Raw genomic sequence first — 21,501 nt, 5'->3', positions numbered from 1 at the left:
GCCTCTTAATGTGTTGCGCCACCAACGACTTTCACATCTTCTTTCGTTTCCAGCGTGATGCGAACGGCAATTTCCAGCGCCTGAATCACATTAGCTGATGACATACTCGGCGCGCCGGGATGGTGGGCTGCCTGCTCCGGCAAATAGGGAATATGGATAAAGCCACCACGCGCCGGGCTGCCTTGAGTTTGCAGCCAGTGCAGTAATCCATACATAACGCGATTACAGGTAAAAGTTCCCGCGGTTTGTGATACCGAAGCGGGAATGCCCGCTTCGCGCACCGCTGACACAATGGCTTTGATTGGCAACCGTGAGAAATAGGCGGCCGGACCATCCGGTACTATCGCTTCATCTACGGGCTGCCTGCCTGCATTATCCGGAATGCGTGCGTCATCAACGTTGATGCCAATACGCTCGACGGTAATATCACTGCGTCCGCCTGCCTGCCCTACTGAAATAATCGCGTCGGGTTTGATCTCATCCAGCGCCTGATAAAGTACCGTCAATACCTTGTCAAAAACCACCGGTAACTGACGTGTCATGATGGTTGCACCTGCAATTTGTTTACCTTCTAACGCCTTTACCGCTTCCCAGGAGGGATTAATATCTTCACCGCCGAACGGTTCGAAAGCGGTCATCAGTACAGTTTTCATGTCTTCCTCACAGGAACATCAGAAAATAGAGCAAAAAGACGTTTACGATTAACAGTAGCACACCGGTCGGCACCTGAGCCTTGATCACCGCGTTACTATTCGGCAGTTCAAGCAGCGCCGCAGGTACGATATTGAAGTTCGCTGCCATTGGCGTCATTAATGTGCCGCAATAGCCGGAGAACATGCCAATCGCCGCCATGACTGCCGGATCGCCGCCGTGTTGCAAAACCAGGACGGGAATACCGACACCTGCGGTGATAATCGGAAACGCCGCAAAAGCGTTACCCATAATCATGGTCAATAGCGCCATACCGACCGCATACACAGTAACGGCTATAAAGCGATTATCAACGGCCAGATAGGTTTCAGTCAGGTGTGAAGTAGCGCCGCCGACGCCCGCCGACGTAAATAATAAACCCAGCGTGGCGAGAATTTGCGGCAGAATGAATGCCCAGCCGACCGCATCCAGCAGACGACGAGTCTCCTGCATCGATTGAAGCGGTTTATCGTGCGTCATTTTCAACGCCATCAGCCAGCCAGTCAAACAGCCGATCATCATTGAGAACAGGGTCACCAGCGTGGAGTGACTGCCCGGCCCAAAGACCTTCTCTTGCAAACCCGGAATATGGTTAAACGCCAGCACACCTACCACGGTAATAACCGGAATCGCTAATGCAGGCAGAAACAATTTATTGCCCAGGCGCTTGGCGCTGGCCTGCTTCTCTTCATCACTACGCTGGTGATAACGGCCCAGCTTTACGCCCCCCAAACCTGCAAGCAGCGCCATTAAAACAACCACAACACCAATAATAATATGCAGCGCGCGCAAGCCTGTTTCCGGCGTTCCTGTGATTTGTGTCATCAAGCGCGCTGTCCAGTCACCAACCAGGAAAACTAAACCATAAAGCGCCCAAAATAATCCGGTGGTGAAGCGACGCGGATTAGCGCTGTCGCGCCAGGAAAGGACGGCAACAATCAGCAGAATGATGCCCGCCAGCCACATTAAATATTGTTGCTGAAACATTACTGCCCTCCTTTGGCTTTTAAGGCCTGACCGTTCAGGTTCTGTAATTCACGCGCAAGTTGACGATCCAGACGGACCAGACGAGCGGAGTGAATCAGGAAAGCTGCGACGGCAGTAGGGATGCCCCATACCGCTATATGCAGCGGTTCGGTCTGGATGTCTGCTGACTCCTGCATAAAGTTGTGCATGAAAATGATGGCGCCAAAAGCAACGAAAATATCTTCCCCGAAGAACAGGCCGACATTATCGGTTGCTGCCGACATCGCACGCAGACGATGGCGCACTTCAGGCGAAATATCACCATAACGGCTTTCGGTCGCGCCTTCGGCCATCGGGGCTAACAGCGGACGCACCATTTGCGGATGTCCGCCGAGGCTGGTTAACCCTAGCGCAGCCGTGAGTTCGCGCGCCAGCAGGTAAACAATCAGCAGGCGGCCTGCGGTTGCCGTTTTAATCTGTGCAATCCATGTCTGCGCGCGCTCTTTCAAACCGTGGCGCTCCAGCAAGCCAATAACCGCCAGCGGTAACAGCAAAATCAGCGGTAGATTACGGGTGTTTAGAAAGCCCGCCCCAAGCGTTTCCAGGATGTCGGCTAACGGCATCATCGCCGCTAAACCCGTCACGAAACCGGCAACAATCACCACCAGTACTGGATTAAAACGCAACACAAAACCCACCACGATGGCAGCAATGCCAAGCAGCGGCCAAAGATTTACCACGCTGTCCATATTTTCCCTTATAAGATAAAAAAACCCGGCGCGTTGCCGGGCTAACAGTCAAAATTTAAAGGCTGCTAACGGCAATCTGATTTATCGCAAACGTATCGCGCAGTCGCTGTGCAAACTGTAACGCATGCGCACCATCGCCATGCAGGCAAACGGTTTGCGCGTTCACCGCCACCCATTCACCGTCAACGCTTTTTACCCGACCTTGTTGCACCATCGTCAGCGTCTGTTCAACCGCCAATGCTTCATCTTCAATTAGCGCTCCCGGCTGACCACGCGGTACCAGCTCCCCCGTTTTCAGGTAACCACGATCGGCAAAGACCTCTTCACGGGTGCGCAAACCATAATGTGTAGCGGCCCGAATCGATTCGCTATTAGCAAGGCCGACGACGATCAGGTTGGCATCTACCGCTTTAATCGCTTGCGCGATCGCGTCGGCCAAAGCCGGCTCTGCCGCCGCCTGGTTATACAGCATGCCGTGCGGTTTCACATGAATCAGCTTCTCGCCTTCACTTTCCGTCAGAATTTTTAATGCGCCAATCTGGTAAATCATTTGTGCATATAGCGTTTCTGGCGGAAGCTGCATCGCGGTGCGACCAAAATTTTCCCGGTCAGGAAAGCTGGGATGTGCGCCAATGGCGACGCCAAACTCTTTCGCCCAGCGTACAGATTGCAACATGGTTTGCGCATCGCCCGCGTGAAATCCACAGGCAATATTGGCCGAGCTTACCCATTGCAACAGTGCACGATCGCTGCTGCTGCCTTCGCCGAGATCCGCGTTTAGATCAATTTTCATAAGCAAGTCCCCATACCATCTGATCCAGAGCGCGCTGCTGATGCGCGCGCGCCTGCATCGCTTCTGGCAACGTACAGTGAATAAAGTGAATGGGATCACCTAAACGGATCTGCGCCAGATGATAGAGATCGGCTTCGATAATGCAGGCGATACGCGGATAACCACCGGTAGTCTGCGCATCAGCCATCAGGATGATCGGCTGACCATTCGGTGGCACCTGAACCACACCAGGCACTAAGCCGTGCGACAACAATTCACGCGGCGTTTTGCGATGAAGCTGACGCCCTTGCAGGCGATACCCCATACGGTTACTTTGTGGGCTAAGTTTCCAGGCTGTCCGCCAAAACATCTGCTGCGACTCGCGGCTAAACTCATGATATTCCGGCCCCGGCAAAGCACGAATTCGGTTACCCCATAATATTTGACGTACACCGGCTTTCTTTTTGAAATCTCGGGTGGGTCTCCCCAGCGGCAGGCGATCGCCATCTTCCAGCTTGCGCCCTTGCCAGCCACCAAATGCTGCCTTGAGGTCGGTGCTACTGGATCCCAGCATTTCAGGGAGATCGAAACCTCCGTTGATTGCCAGATAGCTGCGCATGCCGCGCACCGGCATGGATAATGATAAAACCTGACCTTTTTTCACTGGCAGGCGCCAGCCGGTCCACACTGCTTTACCATCCAACTCAGCATTACAGCCCGCGCCAGTTAAGGCAAACCAGCCGTTGCGCATAAATTCAGCTTTAAACTGGCCGAGAACAATCTCCAGCACGGCGCTGCCGGGATCATTACCCACCAGCAGGTTAGCTGTCGTCATTGCAGGCTGATCTAATACGCCGCTGGTACTGATACCGTATTGCCGCCAGCCGTTGCGCCCGCTGTCCTGAATACTGGTTGCCAGCCCGGCACGAAGAATCCTTAACATACGCCCTCCTTTTGCGGCACAAACCGTACCGTATCGCCGGGACGCAATAACGTGGGCGGTTGATTTTTTGGCTCGAATAGCGCCACCTGGGTTTGACCAATCAGCTGCCAGCCGCCGGGACTCGCAAGCGGATACACGCCGGTTTGACTGCCGCCAATGCCGACTGAACCTGCCGGCACCAGCACGCGCGGTTCTGCACGACGCGGCATATGCAGACGCTGATCGAGGCCGCCCAGGTAGGGAAAGCCAGGCTGAAACCCGATGAAATACACCACATAATTGCAGCTGCTGTGCAGCTCCACCACCTGTTTGGGAGTCATGGCAGCCTGTTCAGCGACTACGTTAAGATCCGGCCCGCCCTCACCGCCATAGATAACCGGAATATCGACCTGACGCGATTCTGGTAGCTGTGCTTCGCTTTCTTCCCACCAGCGCTGTAGCCGCTCAATCGCATCCAGCGCTTTATGTTGTGGATCACGCAGCAAAAGAGTGATGTTGTTCATCCCAGGAATAACTTCAAGCACTTCTTCATGTGCCTGAAGCCGTTGATTCAGTCCCCAAATACGCTGTTGGCTCACCAGTGAAACTGGCGGTTCCAGTTCCAACACCCCCGCGCGCACGCCCAGCAAATAACAAAGGGCTCGTTTCAACACCCACCCCCATTTCACCTGAAATAACACGTATCTGACGGAAACAGATACGCAGCGCAGGCATTTGCTTATCGGAATAAAGCAGATAGTTATGCGAAAGTGACAGAGATGTGTCAATGGTTTTAGGTCCTGCGCAAAAACACAGGACCTGAGAAGGAATTAAGCGGGATTGGGAATATCGATGAAAGTGACATCAAGGCCATAACTTTCAGCCAGCCATTCCCCTAGTGCTTTAATGCCGCCGCATTCGGTGGCGTGATGGCCCGCAGCAAAGAAATGCAGACCTTGCTCACGCGCGCTGTGGATGGTCTGTTCAGAGACTTCGCCCGTGAGGTAAGCATCAACGCCAAAGGCGGCGGCATTATCGATAAAGCCTTGCCCACCGCCGCTGCACCAGGCAATACGGCGTATCTGCGCAGGCGCGTTATCGCCGCAGTGTAGTGGCTGTCGCCCCAGTTTCTGCGTAATGCGCTGGGCCAGTTCTTCACCACTCAGCGGGGTTTTCAGCTCGCCCCAGAACACCAGCGGCACCACTTCGCCCTGCACATCAATATCCAGCAGTTCTGCCAGCTGCGCGTTGTTGCCGAGCTGTGCATGGGCATCCAGCGGCAAATGCCAGCCGTACAAGTTGATGTCATTAGCCAATAATGCACGCAGCCGATTGCGCTTCATCCCTTTGATAATGGCGGATTCATTTTTCCAAAAATAGCCATGGTGTACCAAAATCGCATCGGCGTTACGCGCCACGGCTTCATCTATCAGCGCCTGACACGCGGTCACACCTGTAATGATGGTTTTGACCTCAGCTCGTCCTTCAACCTGCAATCCGTTTGGTGCGTAGTCGCTAAACGTGTGGCTATTCAGCTGCTGATTAACGATGTGCTCTAATTCATAATGATTCATTTCGGCTCCCTCGCCGCCTCAAGCCGCCTTTTTGCGCGCTCAAAAGCGATTGATGTCTTTTTACATGCAACCTTATGTTCTACGATCGGTGCCGGATAATCGAGTTTCTTATTCTGTTTCTTCGCCCATGCGCGTGCGATGGCTGTATATCGCTTCCCGCGCCAGCAAATAAGGGCAGATAAATTCAGCTTATTTATCAAAATGCGTACCTCGCGTCGTGGCAGGTAGGAAGGCATAGCGTGTACTTCCCCTGTTTCGACGTGGCGATACAGCGCAGTCGCGCTGGCTTTACCGCCGCGACAGACCAGACGCAAAACCAGGCTCAAGCGGGCATTTTACTTTCGAATTATTGCCCATAACGCAGGCATAACGCTTCGGGATAAGGGTCGAAATAACGTTGCTGGGCCAGCCATGCGTGGGGATATTCTGCCAGGTAGTGCTTAAGAATGGTGATCGGCGCCAATAACGGTTGCGTACCCTGTCGATAGCGATCAATTAACGTCGCCAGTTCCTGCCGCTGCGGCGAGCTAAGCTGGCGGCGGAAATAACCTTGTACATGCATCAGTACATTGGTGTGATTACGGCGTGAGGCAGGATGCGACATCAGCGCCATCAGCCGTTGGCGGTATTCAAAAGCAAATGCATCCAGTGAATCCCATCGATTCACTGACGCCACAAAAGGTCCCAGCTCACGATATTTTTCTTGCGAATGCGCCAGCAGCAGCAACTTGTAACGGCGATGAAAGGCAAGCAGGCAGGAACGTGTTAATCCTGCCTGCCACATCTGATTAAATTCATGCAGCGCACAAATACGACCAACAAAGTTTTCCCGCAATGTGGCATCGTGCAACCGACCATTTTCTTCAAGGGGTAGCCAGGGCATCTCCTTACGTAAAAAGCCGGTGAAAATACCGGTTCCCGTTTTGCGATTGTGATGGGTTTCTGGCTCATAAACGCGTACGCGTTCCATTCCACAACTGGGTGATTTCGCGCACAAGATATAACCGCAAAGATGATGCAGCGATTTCACCCGCTCCGCTGACCAGCTGCGCATCGCCTGCGTGGCATTTTCACCGCCGTCTGTACTGAAACAAAGGTGTAATTCGTCATCCCGGTGCTTTACCAGACGCAACGCGGGTCGTGGCGCAGGCAGCCCAATGGCTATCTCTGGGCAAATGGACTCGAAGCGCACAAACGGCATCAGCTGTTCCGTTGCGAAGGTTAATCGCTGGTGGCCCCCATCAAAACGGACGTTATCCCCCAGCAGACAAGCACTGATTCCGACAGGAATTTTCTCGCTCATACTTATACACCTTCTGGAAAGTTGTATAAGTTTAAAGATAGCGGAAAGTGGCCATACTTAAAGGCTCAGAACGCCAGATTTGACGATGCTTTGCCAGTGATGGCAGAAAAAACCGGGTAAACTGAGTCAGGCTTGCTCTCCGGATGGTTATCCTCACGCCAGGGCTAACAGCGGATGCCCTGGATATGACTACCGCCGGGGCTACGGTTTTATGACATAAAAAAAGCGCCTGAAGGGCGCTTTTTTAGAACAGCGTTTATCAGGCGTTTTTCAGCACTTCGCTGACAATTTCTACTGCTTCTTTCTCGATTTGTGCCCGATGTTCTGCGCCAAGGAAACTTTCACAATAGATTTTATAAGCGTCTTCAGTGCCTGAAGGACGTGCTGCAAACCAGCCATTTTCTGTCATCACTTTCAGACCACCGATTGAAGCACCATTTCCTGGCGCTGCGGTTAAACGTGCAGCGATGGGATCACCCGCCAGCGTATCGGCGCTGACCATTTCCGGTGACAGTTTTGAGAGTGCAGCTTTCTGAGCTGATGTTGCAGGTGCCTGCAAACGGTTATAACTCGGCGCTCCAAAACGTTCGGCCAGCTCATCATAATGCTGCTGTGGATTCTTGCCGGTTACCGCGGTAATTTCGGCTGCCAGCAAGCACATGATGATGCCGTCTTTGTCAGTCGACCATGCGGTACCATCGAAACGCAGGAAAGAAGCCCCCGCACTCTCTTCGCCACCAAAGCCAAAGCTGCCGTCATAGAGACCATCGACAAACCATTTGAAACCAACCGGTACTTCAACCAGTTTGCGGCCGATGTCGTTAACCACACGGTCAATCATGGCGCTAGACACCAGGGTTTTACCGACAGCAACATCACTGCCCCATTGCGGACGGTTCTGGAATAAATAGTTGATCGCCACCGCCAGGTAATGGTTTGGGTTCATCAAGCCTGCTGGCGTGACAATGCCGTGACGGTCATAGTCGGGATCGTTACCAAACGCCAAATCGAATTTGTCGCGGTAAGCCAGCAGTCCCGCCATTGCGCACTCAGAAGAGCAGTCCATACGCACCACGCCATCTTTATCAAGGTGCATAAAGCGGAAGGTTTGATCGATCGCATCGTTCACAATGGTCAGATCTAATCGGTAGTGCTCAGCAATGCGTTGCCAGTAAGCCATACCGGAACCGCCAAGCGGATCGACGCCAATTTTCAGGCCAGCTTTCTGAATGGCTGCAAAGTCGATAACCTGCGCCAAGCCTTCAACGTATGGCTGGATCAAATCTTTTTCGACAATATGTCCGCTTGCCAGCGCTTCATGTAATGGCAGCCGTTTAACGTCTTTCAGGCCGTCTTTAAGCAACTGGTTAGCACGATCTTCTACCACTTTAGTGACATTAGTATCCGCTGGCCCACCATTTGGCGGGTTGTATTTGATCCCCCCATCTTCAGGAGGATTGTGTGAAGGCGTAATCACGATACCATCAGCCAGCGCGCCGCCTGACTTATTGTGTTCGAGAATAGCGTTGGAGATCGCCGGCGTTGGCGTGTAGCCATTTTCCTGCTGCACAATGACGTCAACGCCGTTGGCGGCCAGCACTTCCAGCACAGACAAAATCGCTGGCTCAGAAAGCGCGTGGGTATCTTTACTTACGTAGCATGGACCCGTAACGCCATTCTTTTTACGCTCTTCAGCAATCGCCTGGGCAATTGCCAAAATGTGCAACTCATTGAAGCTTTGCCGTCCTGCGCTACCGCGATGGCCTGATGTGCCAAATTTCACTGCATGTTCCGGGTTCGCCACATCGGGCTTCAGGACATAATACTGTGATGTTAATTGTGCAACGTTAATCAAATCGCTCTGCTGGGCGGGCTGCCCGGCACGGGGGTGATTGGCCATTGGCGCTTCTCCCTGACGCTTCAGTTTAAATGGTGCCGCAAACTTTCTCTGTCAGTTCCTGTGGGAACTGCATCGACAGCATAATGTGTTCGACCATGCTGCTTTTGCGACCGGTATTAGTATTGGTGATCACCCAGTACGGCGTGCCAGGAACATGTTTTGGCTTCGTATGGGTGCCGTTCTGCAACAGCGTGTGCTCATCGCCTGCAAAGTATACGCGGGTGCGGCCTTGCAGTGAGGCGGTTGCCTCGGCAAACGCTTTCGTATCTAAACGATAGAGCGTTGACAAAATCAGCATAAAGCGGTTAACCGCGCGCTTCTGCTCCGCATATTCATCGGAAAGCATTAGTTCACGCATCGCACGCACGCGATCCTGCGGACGCAATTCGGCACGCACGGACTGTGCCTCTTTGCCTTCAGTATTCGCTGCGGTTTGCGCAGCTGCCGCAGTTTGACCGGCGGTGAACTTCAGCATGCGACGCAGAATATCCGATGCGCTTTCGCCAATATGTTGCGTGTGGCTGGCAATATAACGGTAGAGCTCTTCGTCAACTTCGATCGTTTTCATCTTATTCCGTACGGTTCTTACCCATGACAGAACCACCTGTTTCCTGAAAAGCCCTTAGCAAAATTTGGCGTTCCGAAATGTGAGCGGGTTCTAACATGAGGATTATAAAGTTAAATTCAGGCGGGCTGTTAGCGTTCAAACGGTTTATGGGCAAAAGTCAGAATATGTCCTAATGCCGCCGGAACCGGCGCGCCTAAAAAGGTGAATCCATGATAACCTAAGCTTAGGTCTCAAACTTAAGAACTTTGCCATGATTTTGAACGCCCGTCTGCAAACTGAACAATCAACTGCTGATTCCTTACCCGTCCTGCTTATTCACGGCCTTTTTGGTAGCCTCGACAATCTTGGCGTGCTGGCGCGGGGTTTAAAGGACGATCGCCCATTAATTCAGGTTGATGTCCGGAATCATGGCCTGTCACCGCGATCTGAAGAGATGAACTACGCTGTCATGGCGCAGGACATGTTCGACACGCTGGACGCCCATGGCATTGATCGTGTGTCGGTTATCGGGCATTCGATGGGTGGCAAAATTGCCATGGCGCTGAGCGCGCTGGCTTCTGAACGTATTGAACAATTAGTCATGATTGACATCGCGCCGGTTGACTATCAAACCCGCCGCCATGATGACGTTTTTGCCGCTATCCGCGCGGTGAATAAAGCCGGCGTTACACGTCGTAGTGAAGCCGCCAGGATAATGCGCAACGTGATTAATGAAGAGGGCGTGATTCAGTTCATTCTCAAATCATTTCATGACGGTGAATGGCGCTTCAACGTGCCGGTGCTGTGGGACAATTACGCGACCATTACTGGCTGGCAGGAGATCCCAGCGTGGCCGCATTCGGTTTTATTTATTCGCGGCGGTGATTCTGCCTATCTGGATAATCAATATCGCGACACATTATTAAAACAGTTTCCGGCAGCGCAGGCACATGTCATCAATGGCGCAGGACATTGGGTCCATGCCGAGAAGCCTGATGCTGTTTTGCGCAGCATCCGCCGTTTTTTTGCGCTTTAAAAGCAAATACCTGTCAGCAAAAGTTTAGGATTGGCGCACGCGGTTAGCGTGGAGTATGATGGCGCGCTAAAAATTTGCCGCCGATCATTTTTGTCGCGGTAAGCGCCAATAATTTATAATCTGCGCGGCCTGAGCTCGCGCCCATTCAGTTTCATTAAGCCATGGCAAAAGAACACACTGACCGCACCACGCTCGATCTGTTTGCTGAGGAGCGTCGACCCGGTCGCCCTAAAACCAGCCCGCTTTCGCGCGATGAACAACTGCGTATCAATAAACGCAATCAACTGAAACGTGACAAAGGGCGCGGGCTACGCCGTGTCGAACTGAAAATGAACCGTGAAGCCGTTGAGGCGCTGAATACCCTGGCGGAACAACGTAACCTCAGCCGCAGCGAACTGATCGAACAGATGTTGCTGGCACAACTCAAGCTGGACTGAAGCCAACAAAACGCACGCAGAAACAAATGTCGCGGCTTTACGAGTTCCGCGCTTTTGCCTCGTCTGCTATTATTCGCAGAAATGTGCTGCTTTAGCACACAACTCATCATCAGGATTTAAGAGGTTATTTTACCCATGGCAATCGTAGGCATCTTCTTTGGCAGCGATACCGGCAACACCGAAAACATTGCAAAAATGATCCAGAAACAGCTGGGTAAAGACGTTGCTGAAGTGCACGACATCGCAAAAAGCACCAAAGAAGATCTGGAAGCGTTTGACATCCTGCTGCTGGGCATCCCAACCTGGTATTATGGCGAAGCGCAGTGCGACTGGGATGACTTTTTCCCCACGCTGGAAGAGATCGATTTCAACGGTAAGCTGGTCGCCCTGTTTGGTTGTGGCGATCAGGAAGATTATGCAGAATATTTCTGTGATGCGATGGGCACCATTCGTGACATCATCGAACCGAACGGCGCTATCATTGTTGGGCACTGGCCAACCGAAGGCTATCACTTCGAAGCATCTAAGGGCCTGGCTGACGATAAAAACTTCCTCGGTCTGGCTATCGACGAAGACCGTCAGCCAGAACTAACTAACGAACGCGTTGATAAATGGGTTAAGCAGATTTTTGACGAGCTTCAGCTCAAAGAAATTATCGAAGCGTAAAGCTTCTCTGACTCAATGTGGGCGCTGGCTCACATTGAGCCAAAGAAAATTCCTATAGAAATAATAGCCACATTTTTTTAAATTTCTTCGTTTAACCTGTAGAATACCCCTATCGGTCATCCGCTTATTTTTCTGGATAAGAAATGAGGCTGAACGAAATGTTAACAGAACCCTGCAGAAATTCCCCGGCTCGGTACATGCCTTACAGCTAACGGTGATTTCCCGCATTTCCCCTCGGTTTTCATTTCGCTGCTTCAGTTCTATAATGAGACGCAAATGAGAATGGGTGTAGATCGACATTCAAGGCCAAGCGCCACAAAAGTGATTAAAGTAACAGGACAAAATCCGCATGACTGACAACAATACCGCATTAAAGAAGGCTGGCCTGAAAGTCACGCTGCCCAGACTGAAAATTCTGGAAGTGCTTCAGGAACCTGAATGCCATCACGTCAGTGCGGAAGATCTATATAAACGCCTGATTGATATGGGCGAAGAGATTGGTTTAGCGACCGTTTACCGCGTTTTGAACCAGTTCGATGATGCGGGCATCGTGACGCGTCATAACTTTGAAGGCGGTAAATCTGTCTTTGAGCTGACGCAACAGCATCATCATGATCATCTGATCTGCCTGGACTGCGGCAAAGTCATCGAGTTCAGTGATGAGTCTATTGAGACCCGTCAACATGAAATCGCCACGCGCCACGGCATTAAATTAACGAACCACAGCCTGTATCTCTATGGTCACTGCTCGCTGGGTGACTGCCGTGAAGACGAAACGCTTCACGATAAATAAACGTGCCATGCAGCCCTATGAAAAAGCCGGTTTTAACCGGCTTTTTTTCTGTCTGAACGTCAGGCAACGAGCGTTTCCTGCAGGTAGCGCCAGCGCGGAATAGAAGTGCTGCAATCAAGGATTGCCAGTGAGATGCGGCTCTGATTTTTACCGTTCATCATTTGCAGTTCACGATACTGGATGGTGATTTCATTCATATGTTGCGAAATGATCACATGCTCGCTGGTAGCAATACGCATTCCCTCACGCTGCCCTTGCAGCTGATAAAATAGTTCTTCAACCTCATTTAAATTTAGCTGTTTTCCTTGTGGCGTTATCATGCAAAAATCAGGATGGAAATGGGAAAGTAAGAGCTGAAAGCTGTCATCAACTATTGCAGACCGGCTGAAAATACGTTCAATTAATTGATGTAAAACAACAACACTGTGTTTGGCTTCCTGGGCGAGATCGGTCATTTATTTTCCTTTTAAAACCCGCATAGCAACGCTCTAAAGCGCATAGCCTACCTGAAAATCATCATTTCACATCCTGTAATAGATTAATTTTACTAAACTCGCATTTTTCACAATTTTGCCCAAAATGAGCAATTTCTGTATGTCAGCATAAACGGCTGCATTGACAAAAATTACAGCCATAAAAAAGGGCGATTATTCGCCCTTTTGTTTTTTTGTAATGTCAGCGATGAAAAACTTTAATCGCCAATTTTTGCCCAGGTATCACGCAGCCCCACTGTGCGGTTAAACACCAGTTGAGAAGGTTTTGAGTAAGAGCTGTCAGCGCAGAAATAACCTTCACGCTCAAATTGATAGGGTGAAGTCGCTTCCACATTTTTCAAGCCTGGCTCGACAAAACCCTGTTTAATTTCCAGCGAATTTGGGTTGATGGTCGAAAGAAAATCCTCTGCAGCCGCCGGATTTGGCACACTAAACAGGCGATCATAAAGACGGAATTCTGCAGGCAGTGCGTGATCGACTGAAACCCAATGAATCACACCTTTAACTTTTCGACCGTCTGCAGGGTCTTTGCCCAGTGTATCTACATCACAGGTGCAATAGATGCAGGTAATCTTACCTTCTTCATCTTTTGCGACACGTTCCGCGCGAATGACGTAAGCATTACGCAGACGTACCTCTTTACCCAACACCAGACGCTTGTATTGCTTGTTCGCTTCCTCACGGAAGTCAGCACGATCAATCCAAATTTCACGGCTAAACGGCACTTCACGCGTGCCCATTTCCGCTTTATTTGGATGATTCGGCATACTGATGTTTTCGTTATGCCCTGCAGGCAAGTTTTCAATCACGACCTTCAGTGGATCCAGCACCGCCATTGCACGTGGCGCGTTCTCATTAAGATCGTCACGAATACAAGATTCAAGCGATGCCATCTCAACGATATTGTCTTGCTTAGTCACCCCGATGCGACGACAAAACTCACGAATGGATGCCGCGGTGTAACCACGACGACGCAGGCCCGAAACGGTCAGCATACGCGGATCGTCCCAGCTTTCTACGTGCTTTTCATTCACCAGCTGAGTCAGTTTACGCTTCGACATCACGGCATATTCCAGATTCAGACGCGAAAACTCGTATTGCCGTGGATGCACCGGAATCGTGATGTTATCCAGAACCCAGTCATAGAGGCGGCGATTGTCCTGGAACTCCAGCGTACACAGTGAATGGGTGATGCCTTCCAGCGCATCGGAAATACAGTGGGTAAAGTCATACATCGGATAGATGCACCACTTACTGCCGGTCTGATGGTGATCGGCAAATTTAATGCGATACAGCACCGGATCGCGCATCACGATAAAACTTGACGCCATATCAATCCTGGCGCGCAGGCAGGCTTTACCTTCTTCAAATCCGCCGTTACGCATTTTCTCAAATAGCGCGAGGTTTTCTTCAATGCTGCGATCGCGATAAGGGCTGTCTTTGCCCGGCGCCGTCAACGTGCCGCGGTATTCGCGAATCTGTTCTGGCGTGAGTTCATCAACGTAAGCCAGACCTTTTTGGATGAGTTCAACCGCATAGTTATAAAGCTGATCGAAGTAGTCTGAGGAGTAACAAACCTTACCACTCCACTCAAAACCCAACCATTGCACGTCATGCTTAATAGATTCAACGAACTCCATATCTTCTTTGACCGGATTCGTGTCGTCAAAACGCAGATTGCATTGCCCTTGATAATCCTGGGCGATACCAAAGTTCAGGCAGATCGATTTAGCATGACCAATATGCAAATAACCATTTGGTTCTGGCGGAAAACGGGTGTGCACGCTGCTGTGCTTGCCGCTCGCTAAATCTTCGTCAATGATCTGACGAATAAAGTTAGTTGGGCGGGCTTCAGCCTCACTCATCACAAAATCCTCAATACGAATAGCGGGTGATTTGTACCACAAAGTAACGGAGTATGATCCACAAAGCGTCGAAGGGAAACAACCGTTTGTTAAGCGTTTAAATCAAAAAAGGCAGGAATCGCGTCCTGCCTTTGAGGTTATACCATGAAGTATTTAGCCTTTTACTTCATAGAGTCGGGTTTCGCCTGCAACAACGTGTCCGCTTGCCAGCAAATTCAGCCCGGCAAAGTCATCGCTATTACTCACTACAACCGGGCTTATCATTGAACGCGCATGCGCATTGAGGAACTCAAGGTCCATTTCCAGCACCGGCTGTCCGGCAACCACAGTGGCGCCCTCTTCTACCAGCCGCGTAAAACCTTTGCCTTCCAGCGCCACGGTATCCAGTCCCATATGCACAATAATTTCAACGCCGTTATCGGTTTCAAGGCAGAACGCATGATTGGTAGTGAAGATTTTCACAATCGTTCCGGCAATCGGCGCAACCACCATTTTACCGGTCGGCTGGATAGCCAGCCCTTCTCCAACGGCTTTACTGGCGAAAGCGTCATCCGGCACTGCATCCAGAGCAATAATTTCACCACTTACCGGGGCGACCAGCGCAGCAATGACCTGTTTCTCGCTGTTGAGTATGGCCTGTGGTTTGACCTCTGGCATTGCAGGGGCGCTAATGCTGCTCGCTGTGGCAGCTACCGGACCTTTGGTTAGCACCCGTTTCATCGCAGACGCAATGCTTTCAGCTTGCGTTCCCACAATAATTTGCACGCTTTGTTTATTCAGTCGAATCACGCCAGAAGCGCCCAGCCGTTTAGCCACGCCTTCATTAATTTGCGCCGAATCTTTAACGTTCAGGCGTAAACGTGTAATACAGGCATCAATATTGGTCAGGTTGTCTGAACCGCCGATCGCACCAATATAGCGGCGCGCCAGAAATTCCGTAGCATTTTCACCCGCTTCTGTTTTATCTACGTTAACGTCATAACCATCCTTTTCATCACCGGTAACCGCCAGCTCACGGCCTGGTGTTAACAGATTGAATTTCTGGATAGTAAAACGGAATACCACATAGTAAAGGATGAAGAAGAGCAGGCCTTGTGGAATCAGCATGTACCAATGCGTTGCCAGTGGGTTACGCGTAGACAGAACCAGATCCACTAATCCGGCACTGAAACCAAAACCGGCAATCCAATGCATACTGGCAGCGATGAAAACTGAAATCCCGGTCAATACGGCATGAATGACATAAAGTACCGGCGCCACAAACATGAAAGAGAATTCCAGCGGCTCCGTAATGCCGGTAAAGAAAGAAGCAAAAGCCGCAGCCAGCATAATCCCACCGATTTTGGCGCGATTTTCGGGACGTGCGCAATGATAAATGGCCAGCGCAGCCCCTGGCAGACCAAACATCATAATAGGGAAGAAGCCAGCCTGATAGCGTCCGGTAATACCGACCGTTGCAGAGCCATCGGCCAGCGATTGCGCGCCACCAAGGAATTTCGGAATATCGTTAATGCCAGCCACGTCAAACCAGAACACCGAGTTCAGGGCATGATGCAGGCCAACCGGAATCAATAAGCGGTTAAAGAAGGCGTAGACACCCGCGCCAACCGAACCCAGTTTCTGGATGTGTTCACCAAAATTAACCAGGCCGCCAAAAATAATGGGCCAGATATACATCAGAATGAACGCGACCAGGATCATCAGGAAAGAGACCAAAATCGGCACCAGCCGACGCCCGCTAAAAAAGGAGAGCGCTTTTGGCAGTTCTACGTGACTGAAGCGGTTATACACTTCTGCCGACAGGATACCGACAAGGATGCCGACAAACTGGTTATTGATTTTACCAAACGCGGCGGGAACCTGCTCTACCGGCATTTTCTGTATCATAGCTACCGCAGCCGGTGAACAAAGCGTGGTTACCACCAGAAAACCGACAAAACCTGTCAATGCGGCTGCCCCGTCTTTGTCTTTTGACATGCCGTAAGCCACCCCAATGGCAAACAGCACAGACATATTTTCGATGATAGCAGCGCCAGATTTGATCAATAACGCCGCCAGCGCATTGCCTGCGCCCCAGCTGTCGGGATCAAGCCAGTAACCTATCCCCATTAAGATTGCTGCCGCTGGCAGGGTCGCTACCGGCACCATGAGCGCGCGGCCAACCTTTTGTAAATAACCTAACATTTGCCCTACCCCCTAGTGAGACACGCTTATTGCTTTGCTACCGCTTACTGTTTTTTGTCAGCAGCAAAGATCGGTAATGCTATTTTTCTTTCCGCTGCGCAGTGTAATGACAATTTAATTCGCCCCACAAATTAAAACCGTCCCGTCTGTGATTTTTATCACCAAAAAACATCACTGCGTATGGCTTCGTATGGCTATCACGCCAAACTTATTTTATGCTACAAATTATCGAGACAAAGAATTACCATAGCGTTAACGCATAATCAGTTTAGGCTGATTATTAGCACAGCGGTATAGCGTTTATCCTTTCCAATTTTTAACTGAGGTGAAACATGAGACTGATTCCCCTGGCCACGCCAACCCAGGTTGGTAAGTGGGCTGCACGCCATATTGTTGACCGCATCAATACCTTCAAACCCAGCGCCGACCGCCCTTTTGTTCTCGGTTTGCCAACCGGCGGCACGCCGCTGGAAGCGTATAAACACCTTATTGAGATGCATAAAGCGGGCCAGGTTAGTTTCAAACACGTTGTCACTTTCAACATGGATGAATATGTTGGCTTACCGAAAGAACATCCCGAAAGCTACCATAGCTTTATGTATCGTAATTTTTTCGATCATATTGATATTCAACCAGAAAACATCAACCTTCTGAATGGTAACGCGCCAGACGTTGATGCAGAATGTCGCCAGTATGAAGAGAAAATTCGCGCACTGGGCAACATTCACCTGTTTATGGGCGGCGTCGGTAATGACGGTCATATCGCCTTTAACGAACCCGCATCATCTCTGGCTTCTCGCACGCGCATAAAAACGCTGACGCATGATACTCGCGTAGCAAATTCTCGCTTCTTTGATGGCGACATCGATCAGGTGCCAAAATATGCCCTGACCGTTGGCGTAGGAACGTTGCTGGAAGCCGAAGAAGTGATGATTCTGGTGACCGGCCACATCAAGTCACAGGCGCTGCAAGCCGCAGTTGAAGGCAACGTTAACCATATGTGGACTATCAGCTGCCTACAGTTGCATCCAAAAGCCGTCGTGGTGTGTGACGAACCCGCCACAATGGAACTGAAAGTGAAAACGGTTAAATATTTCCGCGAGATGGAAGCGGAAAATATGAAAGGTGTTTAATTGCAGATGACTGCTGAGAATCGAATAACAGCAGACCCAGCCGGGAGAAGAAAGATGTACGCATTAGTTAGCGGTCGCATTTACAGCGGCCACGAAATTCTGGACAACCATGCCGTGGTTATTGCTGAGGGTAAAATTGAGCGCGTGTGCCCTTATGAAGCGCTACCCGCGGACATAGAAAAGCGCGATGTTTCAGGTGCCATCATCGCTCCCGGTTTTATCGATCTTCAACTCAACGGTTGCGGGGGTGTGCAGTTCAACGATGACATTAATGCGCTCACTATTGAAACACTGGAAATCATGCAGCGCGCCAATGAAAAATCAGGCTGCACCAGCTTCTTACCAACCTTAATCACCAGCAGCGATGAACTCATGAAGCGCGCGGTTGAAACCATGCGCAGCTATCTGAAGACCTATCAAAATCAGGCGCTGGGTTTGCATCTGGAAGGGCCGTGGTTAAGCACCGCCAAAAAAGGCACCCACAACCCTGCACTCATCCGCTTGCCCGATGCGCAGATAGTTCAGTTCCTTTGTGAAAATGCTGACGTCATTACCAAAGTCACGCTGGCGCCGGAAAACGCCGGTCAGGATGTTATTCGCCAGTTGACTGAAGCGGGCATTATCGTCTCAGCAGGCCATTCAAATGCCACTTATGAAGAGGCCCGAACCGGTTTCGCCGCAGGCATTACATTCGCAACCCATTTGTATAATGCCATGCCCGCTTTCTCCGGACGTGAACCTGGCCTAATCGGTGCGCTGTTTGATTCGCCTGATGTATACTGCGGCATCATTGCGGATGGTCTGCACGTCCATTACGCTAACGTGCGCAATGCAAAACGCATCAAAGGCGACAAACTGGTACTCGTCACCGATGCCACCGCACCGGCTGGGGCAAATATCGATAAGTTCATTTTTGCCGGCAAAACAATATACTATCGTGACGGCCTGTGTGTTGATGAGAACGGTACGCTGAGCGGCTCTGCATTGACCATGATCGAAGCGGTACAAAACAGCATCGAACATGCTGGCATTGCCTTAGATGAAGCGCTGCGCATGGCGACACTTTATCCGGCACGAGCGATGGGTGTGGAAAAACGGTTAGGTACGATCGAAGCAGGAAAAATCGCAAACCTGACTGTGTTTACACGTGACTTTAAAATTATTAAGACGTTAGTCAACGGAGACGACGTCCTGAGCGAGTAAGCACTGAATGACTACTGGCGGCCAGACACAAATAGGAAATGTCGATCTTGTCAAGCAACTCAACAGCGCAGCCGTTTATCGGCTAATCGATCAACAAGGGCCGATTTCACGCATACAAATCGCTGAACTGAGCCAGCTTGCCCCCGCCAGCGTCACAAAAATTCCCCGTCAGCTCATTGAGCGCGGCCTGATTAAAGAGGTGGACCAACAAGCGCCCCCCGGCGGACGCCGCGCGATTCCCATCATTACTGAAACCCGCCATTTTCATACTATCGGCATTCGCCTGGGGCGTAACGATGCCACGCTCACGCTGTTTGATCTGAGTGGTAAATCGCTGGCGCAGGAAGACTATGTATTGCCTGAACGCACCCAGGAAACGCTGGAGCATGCGCTCTTCAATACGATTACTGACTTTATGGCGCTTCATCAGCGTAAAATCCGCGAGCTGATTGCCATATCCGTGATTATTCCCGGACTGGTTGATCCTTTTAACGGCGTGATTCGTTATATGCCGCATATTTCTGTCAGTCACTGGCCACTGGTTGCTAACCTGAAGAAACGCTTTAACGTAACCAGTTTTGTCGGTCACGATATTCGTAGTCTGGCGCTCGCCGAGCACTATTTTGGTGCAAGTCGCGATTGTGCCGACTCTATTCTGGTGCGTTTGCATCGTGGTACTGGCGCAGGCATCATCGCCAACGGGCATATCTTTCTTGGCAGCAATGGCAATGTCGGCGAGATTGGCCATATTCAGGTTGATCCCCTGGGCGAACGTTGTCATTGCGGCAATTTCGGCTGCCTTGAAACCATCGCAGCAAATGGTGCAATTGAAAATCGGGTGCGTCATCTGTTGCAGCAGGGTTATCCCAGCGTATTAACGCCAGACGATTGCCATATGCCGCAGATTTGCAAAGCGGCAAATCAGGGTGATGCATTGGCTTGTGAAGTGATCGAATATGTAGGCCGTTATTTAGGCAAAGCCATTGCGATCGCCATCAACCTGTTTAATCCGCAAAAAGTGGTGCTGGCCGGAGAAATCACCGACGCAGAAAAAGTGCTGCTGCCTGCAATTGAAGGTTGTATCAACACTCAGGCGCTAAATGCGTTTCGCAAAAATTTGCCGGTGGTGCGATCTCAACTGGATCATCGTTCAGCAATCGGTGCTTTTGCGCTGGCAAAACGTGCCATGCTTAACGGCATCCTGTTACAGCATCTTCTGGAAGATCAGGTTGAACCTGCTGTTCTGGCAGACAGCTTCGGAACGAACTATGACCATTAAAAGCGTAATCTGTGATATTGATGGCGTGCTGATGCACGACAATACCGCTATACCCGGCGCGCAGGAATTTCTGCAACGCATCTTGCAAAAAGAGATGCCGCTGGTGGTGCTTACTAATTACCCGTCTCAAACGGCTCAGGATCTGGCGAACCGATTTGCTTCAGCAGGTGTTGAGGTGCCGGATTCGGTTTTTTACACTTCCGCGATGGCAACCGCAGATTTTTTGCGTCGTCAGGAAGGTAAGAAAGCGTATGTGATTGGCGAAGGCGCACTCATACATGAGTTGTACAAAGCGGGATTCACCATCACTGATGTTAATTCAGACTTTGTTATCGTTGGCGAAACGCGCTCCTTTAACTGGGATATGATGCATAAAGCCGCCTTCTTTGTTGCCAGTGGCGCGCGCTTTATCGCCACTAACCCAGATACGCATGCTCGCGGTTTTGTCCCTGCCTGTGGCGCCCTCTGCGCCGGAATCGAGACGATTTCCGGTCGCCGTCCTTTTTATGTTGGTAAACCAAGCCCATACATCATGCGCGCTGCACTCAATAAAATGCAGGCCCATTCTGAAGAGACGGTGATTGTAGGAGATAACCTGCGTACTGACATTTTGGCTGGCTTCCAGGCTGGCCTCGAAACGGTGTTAGTGCTGTCGGGTGTCTCAACCTTAAGCGACATTGACGCCATGCCTTTTCGTCCAGACTGGATTTACCCTTCTGTCGCGGATATTGACCTGTTTAAATGCTTTCCTCGTATGACGCGCCGTATATAACGTATGGTGCGTCACCGCTTTTCCCGCCGATCGCCTGCTGCACTGGTTAAATAACCATCACTTATTTTGTTTTATTGTTGATCCATTAAATAAATCGCCATTTTATTGTTGAATATTCAAATCTCGCCGATTGCGGACAACTTTTTGTCAGTAAATGGTGATTCTGCTTGCATTGAATGCATGAAATAGCGCATTTTCTTATACATCACGCAGCGA

The 21,501-nt window shown here is 50.7% G+C and carries 21 protein-coding genes; 8 read left to right on the top strand and 13 right to left on the bottom strand.

What is annotated here, in order from left to right; all coding sequences use genetic code 11:
* Positions 1 to 5: 5 nt before the first annotated feature.
* From pcp to seqA, 10 genes are all read right to left on the bottom strand, one after another.
* Positions 6 to 653, bottom strand: a complete 648-nt coding sequence (pcp, locus tag H2P46_RS10805; RefSeq protein WP_193405081.1) for a pyroglutamyl-peptidase I — start codon at positions 651 to 653, stop codon at positions 6 to 8.
* 7 nt (positions 654 to 660) lie between these two features.
* Positions 661 to 1,677 (bottom strand): DUF979 domain-containing protein, encoded by a 1,017-nt coding sequence (locus tag H2P46_RS10800; RefSeq protein WP_193405080.1) that lies wholly within the window; start codon positions 1,675 to 1,677, stop codon positions 661 to 663.
* A complete protein-coding gene (locus tag H2P46_RS10795; protein ID WP_193405079.1) occupies positions 1,677 to 2,405 on the bottom strand; it encodes a DUF969 domain-containing protein in 729 nt (242 codons plus the stop codon). Before H2P46_RS10795 ends, H2P46_RS10800 begins: the two co-directional genes overlap by 1 nt.
* A gap of 55 nt (positions 2,406 to 2,460) precedes the next feature.
* On the bottom strand, positions 2,461 to 3,198 hold the full coding sequence (gene pxpA, locus H2P46_RS10790) for a 5-oxoprolinase subunit PxpA (protein WP_193405078.1): 738 nt from the start codon (positions 3,196 to 3,198) through the stop codon (positions 2,461 to 2,463).
* Positions 3,188 to 4,120, bottom strand: a complete 933-nt coding sequence (gene pxpC, locus H2P46_RS10785) for a 5-oxoprolinase subunit PxpC (RefSeq protein ID WP_193405077.1) — start codon at positions 4,118 to 4,120, stop codon at positions 3,188 to 3,190. Before pxpC ends, pxpA begins: the two co-directional genes overlap by 11 nt.
* Complete coding sequence (gene pxpB / locus H2P46_RS10780) at positions 4,114 to 4,770, bottom strand: 5-oxoprolinase subunit PxpB (RefSeq protein WP_193405076.1); 657 nt, start codon at positions 4,768 to 4,770, stop codon at positions 4,114 to 4,116. Before pxpB ends, pxpC begins: the two co-directional genes overlap by 7 nt.
* A gap of 159 nt (positions 4,771 to 4,929) precedes the next feature.
* Positions 4,930 to 5,673 (bottom strand): type 2 GTP cyclohydrolase I, encoded by a 744-nt coding sequence (locus tag H2P46_RS10775; protein WP_193405075.1) that lies wholly within the window; start codon positions 5,671 to 5,673, stop codon positions 4,930 to 4,932.
* Between the two features lie 346 nt (positions 5,674 to 6,019).
* The gene (locus H2P46_RS10770; RefSeq protein ID WP_193405074.1) at positions 6,020 to 6,976 is read right to left on the bottom strand and encodes a YbgA family protein; all 957 of its coding nucleotides are present in this window, start codon (positions 6,974 to 6,976) and stop codon (positions 6,020 to 6,022) included.
* 259 nt (positions 6,977 to 7,235) lie between these two features.
* Entirely contained in the window at positions 7,236 to 8,876 is a 1,641-nt protein-coding gene (pgm, locus tag H2P46_RS10765; protein ID WP_193405073.1) for a phosphoglucomutase (alpha-D-glucose-1,6-bisphosphate-dependent), read from the bottom strand.
* A gap of 25 nt (positions 8,877 to 8,901) precedes the next feature.
* Positions 8,902 to 9,444, bottom strand: coding sequence for a replication initiation negative regulator SeqA (gene seqA / locus H2P46_RS10760; protein ID WP_193405072.1), 543 nt, complete (start codon positions 9,442 to 9,444; stop codon positions 8,902 to 8,904).
* A gap of 250 nt (positions 9,445 to 9,694) precedes the next feature.
* Between seqA and ybfF the strand changes: the two genes are divergently transcribed.
* The 4 genes from ybfF to fur all read left to right on the top strand — a co-directional run bounded on the left by ybfF (position 9,695) and on the right by fur (position 12,355).
* Positions 9,695 to 10,459, top strand: coding sequence for an esterase (ybfF, locus tag H2P46_RS10755; protein WP_193405071.1), 765 nt, complete (start codon positions 9,695 to 9,697; stop codon positions 10,457 to 10,459).
* A 161-nt stretch (positions 10,460 to 10,620) separates the two neighbouring features.
* Positions 10,621 to 10,896, top strand: a complete 276-nt coding sequence (ybfE, locus tag H2P46_RS10750) for a LexA regulated protein (RefSeq protein WP_193405070.1) — start codon at positions 10,621 to 10,623, stop codon at positions 10,894 to 10,896.
* Positions 10,897 to 11,031: 135 nt separating this feature from the next.
* Entirely contained in the window at positions 11,032 to 11,562 is a 531-nt protein-coding gene (gene fldA, locus H2P46_RS10745; protein WP_193405069.1) for a flavodoxin FldA, read from the top strand.
* A 349-nt stretch (positions 11,563 to 11,911) separates the two neighbouring features.
* Positions 11,912 to 12,355, top strand: coding sequence for a ferric iron uptake transcriptional regulator (gene fur / locus H2P46_RS10740; RefSeq protein ID WP_193405068.1), 444 nt, complete (start codon positions 11,912 to 11,914; stop codon positions 12,353 to 12,355).
* 59 nt (positions 12,356 to 12,414) lie between these two features.
* Here the strand turns inward: fur and H2P46_RS10735 are convergent, their stop codons facing one another.
* The 3 genes from H2P46_RS10735 to nagE form a co-directional block, all read right to left on the bottom strand.
* The gene (locus H2P46_RS10735; protein ID WP_193405067.1) at positions 12,415 to 12,810 is read right to left on the bottom strand and encodes a hypothetical protein; all 396 of its coding nucleotides are present in this window, start codon (positions 12,808 to 12,810) and stop codon (positions 12,415 to 12,417) included.
* Positions 12,811 to 13,046: 236 nt separating this feature from the next.
* A complete protein-coding gene (gene glnS, locus H2P46_RS10730; RefSeq protein WP_193405066.1) occupies positions 13,047 to 14,714 on the bottom strand; it encodes a glutamine--tRNA ligase in 1,668 nt (555 codons plus the stop codon).
* A gap of 153 nt (positions 14,715 to 14,867) precedes the next feature.
* Positions 14,868 to 16,898 carry an N-acetylglucosamine-specific PTS transporter subunit IIBC gene (nagE, locus tag H2P46_RS10725; RefSeq protein ID WP_193405065.1) on the bottom strand — a complete coding sequence of 677 codons (2,031 nt, stop codon included), beginning with the start codon at positions 16,896 to 16,898 and terminating at the stop codon, positions 14,868 to 14,870.
* Between the two features lie 332 nt (positions 16,899 to 17,230).
* Here nagE and nagB point away from each other — a divergent pair, with 332 nt between their 5' ends.
* Genes nagB through H2P46_RS10705 form a run of 4 tightly spaced genes read left to right on the top strand, consistent with a single transcriptional unit; the run spans position 17,231 to position 21,285 of the window.
* Positions 17,231 to 18,031 carry a glucosamine-6-phosphate deaminase gene (gene nagB / locus H2P46_RS10720; RefSeq protein ID WP_193405064.1) on the top strand — a complete coding sequence of 267 codons (801 nt, stop codon included), beginning with the start codon at positions 17,231 to 17,233 and terminating at the stop codon, positions 18,029 to 18,031.
* Between the two features lie 54 nt (positions 18,032 to 18,085).
* Entirely contained in the window at positions 18,086 to 19,234 is a 1,149-nt protein-coding gene (nagA, locus tag H2P46_RS10715; protein ID WP_193405063.1) for an N-acetylglucosamine-6-phosphate deacetylase, read from the top strand.
* Between the two features lie 7 nt (positions 19,235 to 19,241).
* Complete coding sequence (gene nagC / locus H2P46_RS10710) at positions 19,242 to 20,513, top strand: DNA-binding transcriptional regulator NagC (protein ID WP_193405062.1); 1,272 nt, start codon at positions 19,242 to 19,244, stop codon at positions 20,511 to 20,513.
* Complete coding sequence (locus H2P46_RS10705) at positions 20,503 to 21,285, top strand: HAD-IIA family hydrolase (RefSeq protein WP_193405061.1); 783 nt, start codon at positions 20,503 to 20,505, stop codon at positions 21,283 to 21,285. The genes nagC and H2P46_RS10705 overlap by 11 nt, the downstream gene beginning before the upstream one ends.
* Positions 21,286 to 21,501: the final 216 nt, after the last annotated feature.

Source organism: Mixta mediterraneensis (genome assembly GCF_014946725.1).
Taxonomy (GTDB): Bacteria; Pseudomonadota; Gammaproteobacteria; order Enterobacterales; family Enterobacteriaceae; genus Pantoea; species Pantoea mediterraneensis.
This window is presented reverse-complemented; position numbering and strand designations above follow the sequence as displayed.

Excerpts from the sequence above, each read along its gene's own strand:
- pcp (WP_193405081.1), bottom strand. The coding sequence starts at position 653 with ATGAAAACTGTACTGATGACCGCTTTCGAACCGTTCGGCGGTGAAGAT.
- H2P46_RS10800 (WP_193405080.1), bottom strand. The coding sequence starts at position 1,677 with ATGTTTCAGCAACAATATTTAATGTGGCTGGCGGGCATCATTCTGCTG.
- H2P46_RS10795 (WP_193405079.1), bottom strand. The coding sequence starts at position 2,405 with ATGGACAGCGTGGTAAATCTTTGGCCGCTGCTTGGCATTGCTGCCATC.
- pxpA (WP_193405078.1), bottom strand. The coding sequence starts at position 3,198 with ATGAAAATTGATCTAAACGCGGATCTCGGCGAAGGCAGCAGCAGCGAT.
- pxpC (WP_193405077.1), bottom strand. The coding sequence starts at position 4,120 with ATGTTAAGGATTCTTCGTGCCGGGCTGGCAACCAGTATTCAGGACAGC.
- H2P46_RS10775 (WP_193405075.1), bottom strand. The coding sequence starts at position 5,673 with ATGAATCATTATGAATTAGAGCACATCGTTAATCAGCAGCTGAATAGC.
- H2P46_RS10770 (WP_193405074.1), bottom strand. The coding sequence starts at position 6,976 with ATGAGCGAGAAAATTCCTGTCGGAATCAGTGCTTGTCTGCTGGGGGAT.
- pgm (WP_193405073.1), bottom strand. The coding sequence starts at position 8,876 with ATGGCCAATCACCCCCGTGCCGGGCAGCCCGCCCAGCAGAGCGATTTG.
- seqA (WP_193405072.1), bottom strand. The coding sequence starts at position 9,444 with ATGAAAACGATCGAAGTTGACGAAGAGCTCTACCGTTATATTGCCAGC.
- ybfF (WP_193405071.1), top strand. The coding sequence starts at position 9,695 with ATGATTTTGAACGCCCGTCTGCAAACTGAACAATCAACTGCTGATTCC.
- ybfE (WP_193405070.1), top strand. The coding sequence starts at position 10,621 with ATGGCAAAAGAACACACTGACCGCACCACGCTCGATCTGTTTGCTGAG.
- fldA (WP_193405069.1), top strand. The coding sequence starts at position 11,032 with ATGGCAATCGTAGGCATCTTCTTTGGCAGCGATACCGGCAACACCGAA.
- fur (WP_193405068.1), top strand. The coding sequence starts at position 11,912 with ATGACTGACAACAATACCGCATTAAAGAAGGCTGGCCTGAAAGTCACG.
- H2P46_RS10735 (WP_193405067.1), bottom strand. The coding sequence starts at position 12,810 with ATGACCGATCTCGCCCAGGAAGCCAAACACAGTGTTGTTGTTTTACAT.
- glnS (WP_193405066.1), bottom strand. The coding sequence starts at position 14,714 with ATGAGTGAGGCTGAAGCCCGCCCAACTAACTTTATTCGTCAGATCATT.
- nagE (WP_193405065.1), bottom strand. The coding sequence starts at position 16,898 with ATGTTAGGTTATTTACAAAAGGTTGGCCGCGCGCTCATGGTGCCGGTA.
- nagB (WP_193405064.1), top strand. The coding sequence starts at position 17,231 with ATGAGACTGATTCCCCTGGCCACGCCAACCCAGGTTGGTAAGTGGGCT.
- nagA (WP_193405063.1), top strand. The coding sequence starts at position 18,086 with ATGTACGCATTAGTTAGCGGTCGCATTTACAGCGGCCACGAAATTCTG.
- nagC (WP_193405062.1), top strand. The coding sequence starts at position 19,242 with ATGACTACTGGCGGCCAGACACAAATAGGAAATGTCGATCTTGTCAAG.
- H2P46_RS10705 (WP_193405061.1), top strand. The coding sequence starts at position 20,503 with ATGACCATTAAAAGCGTAATCTGTGATATTGATGGCGTGCTGATGCAC.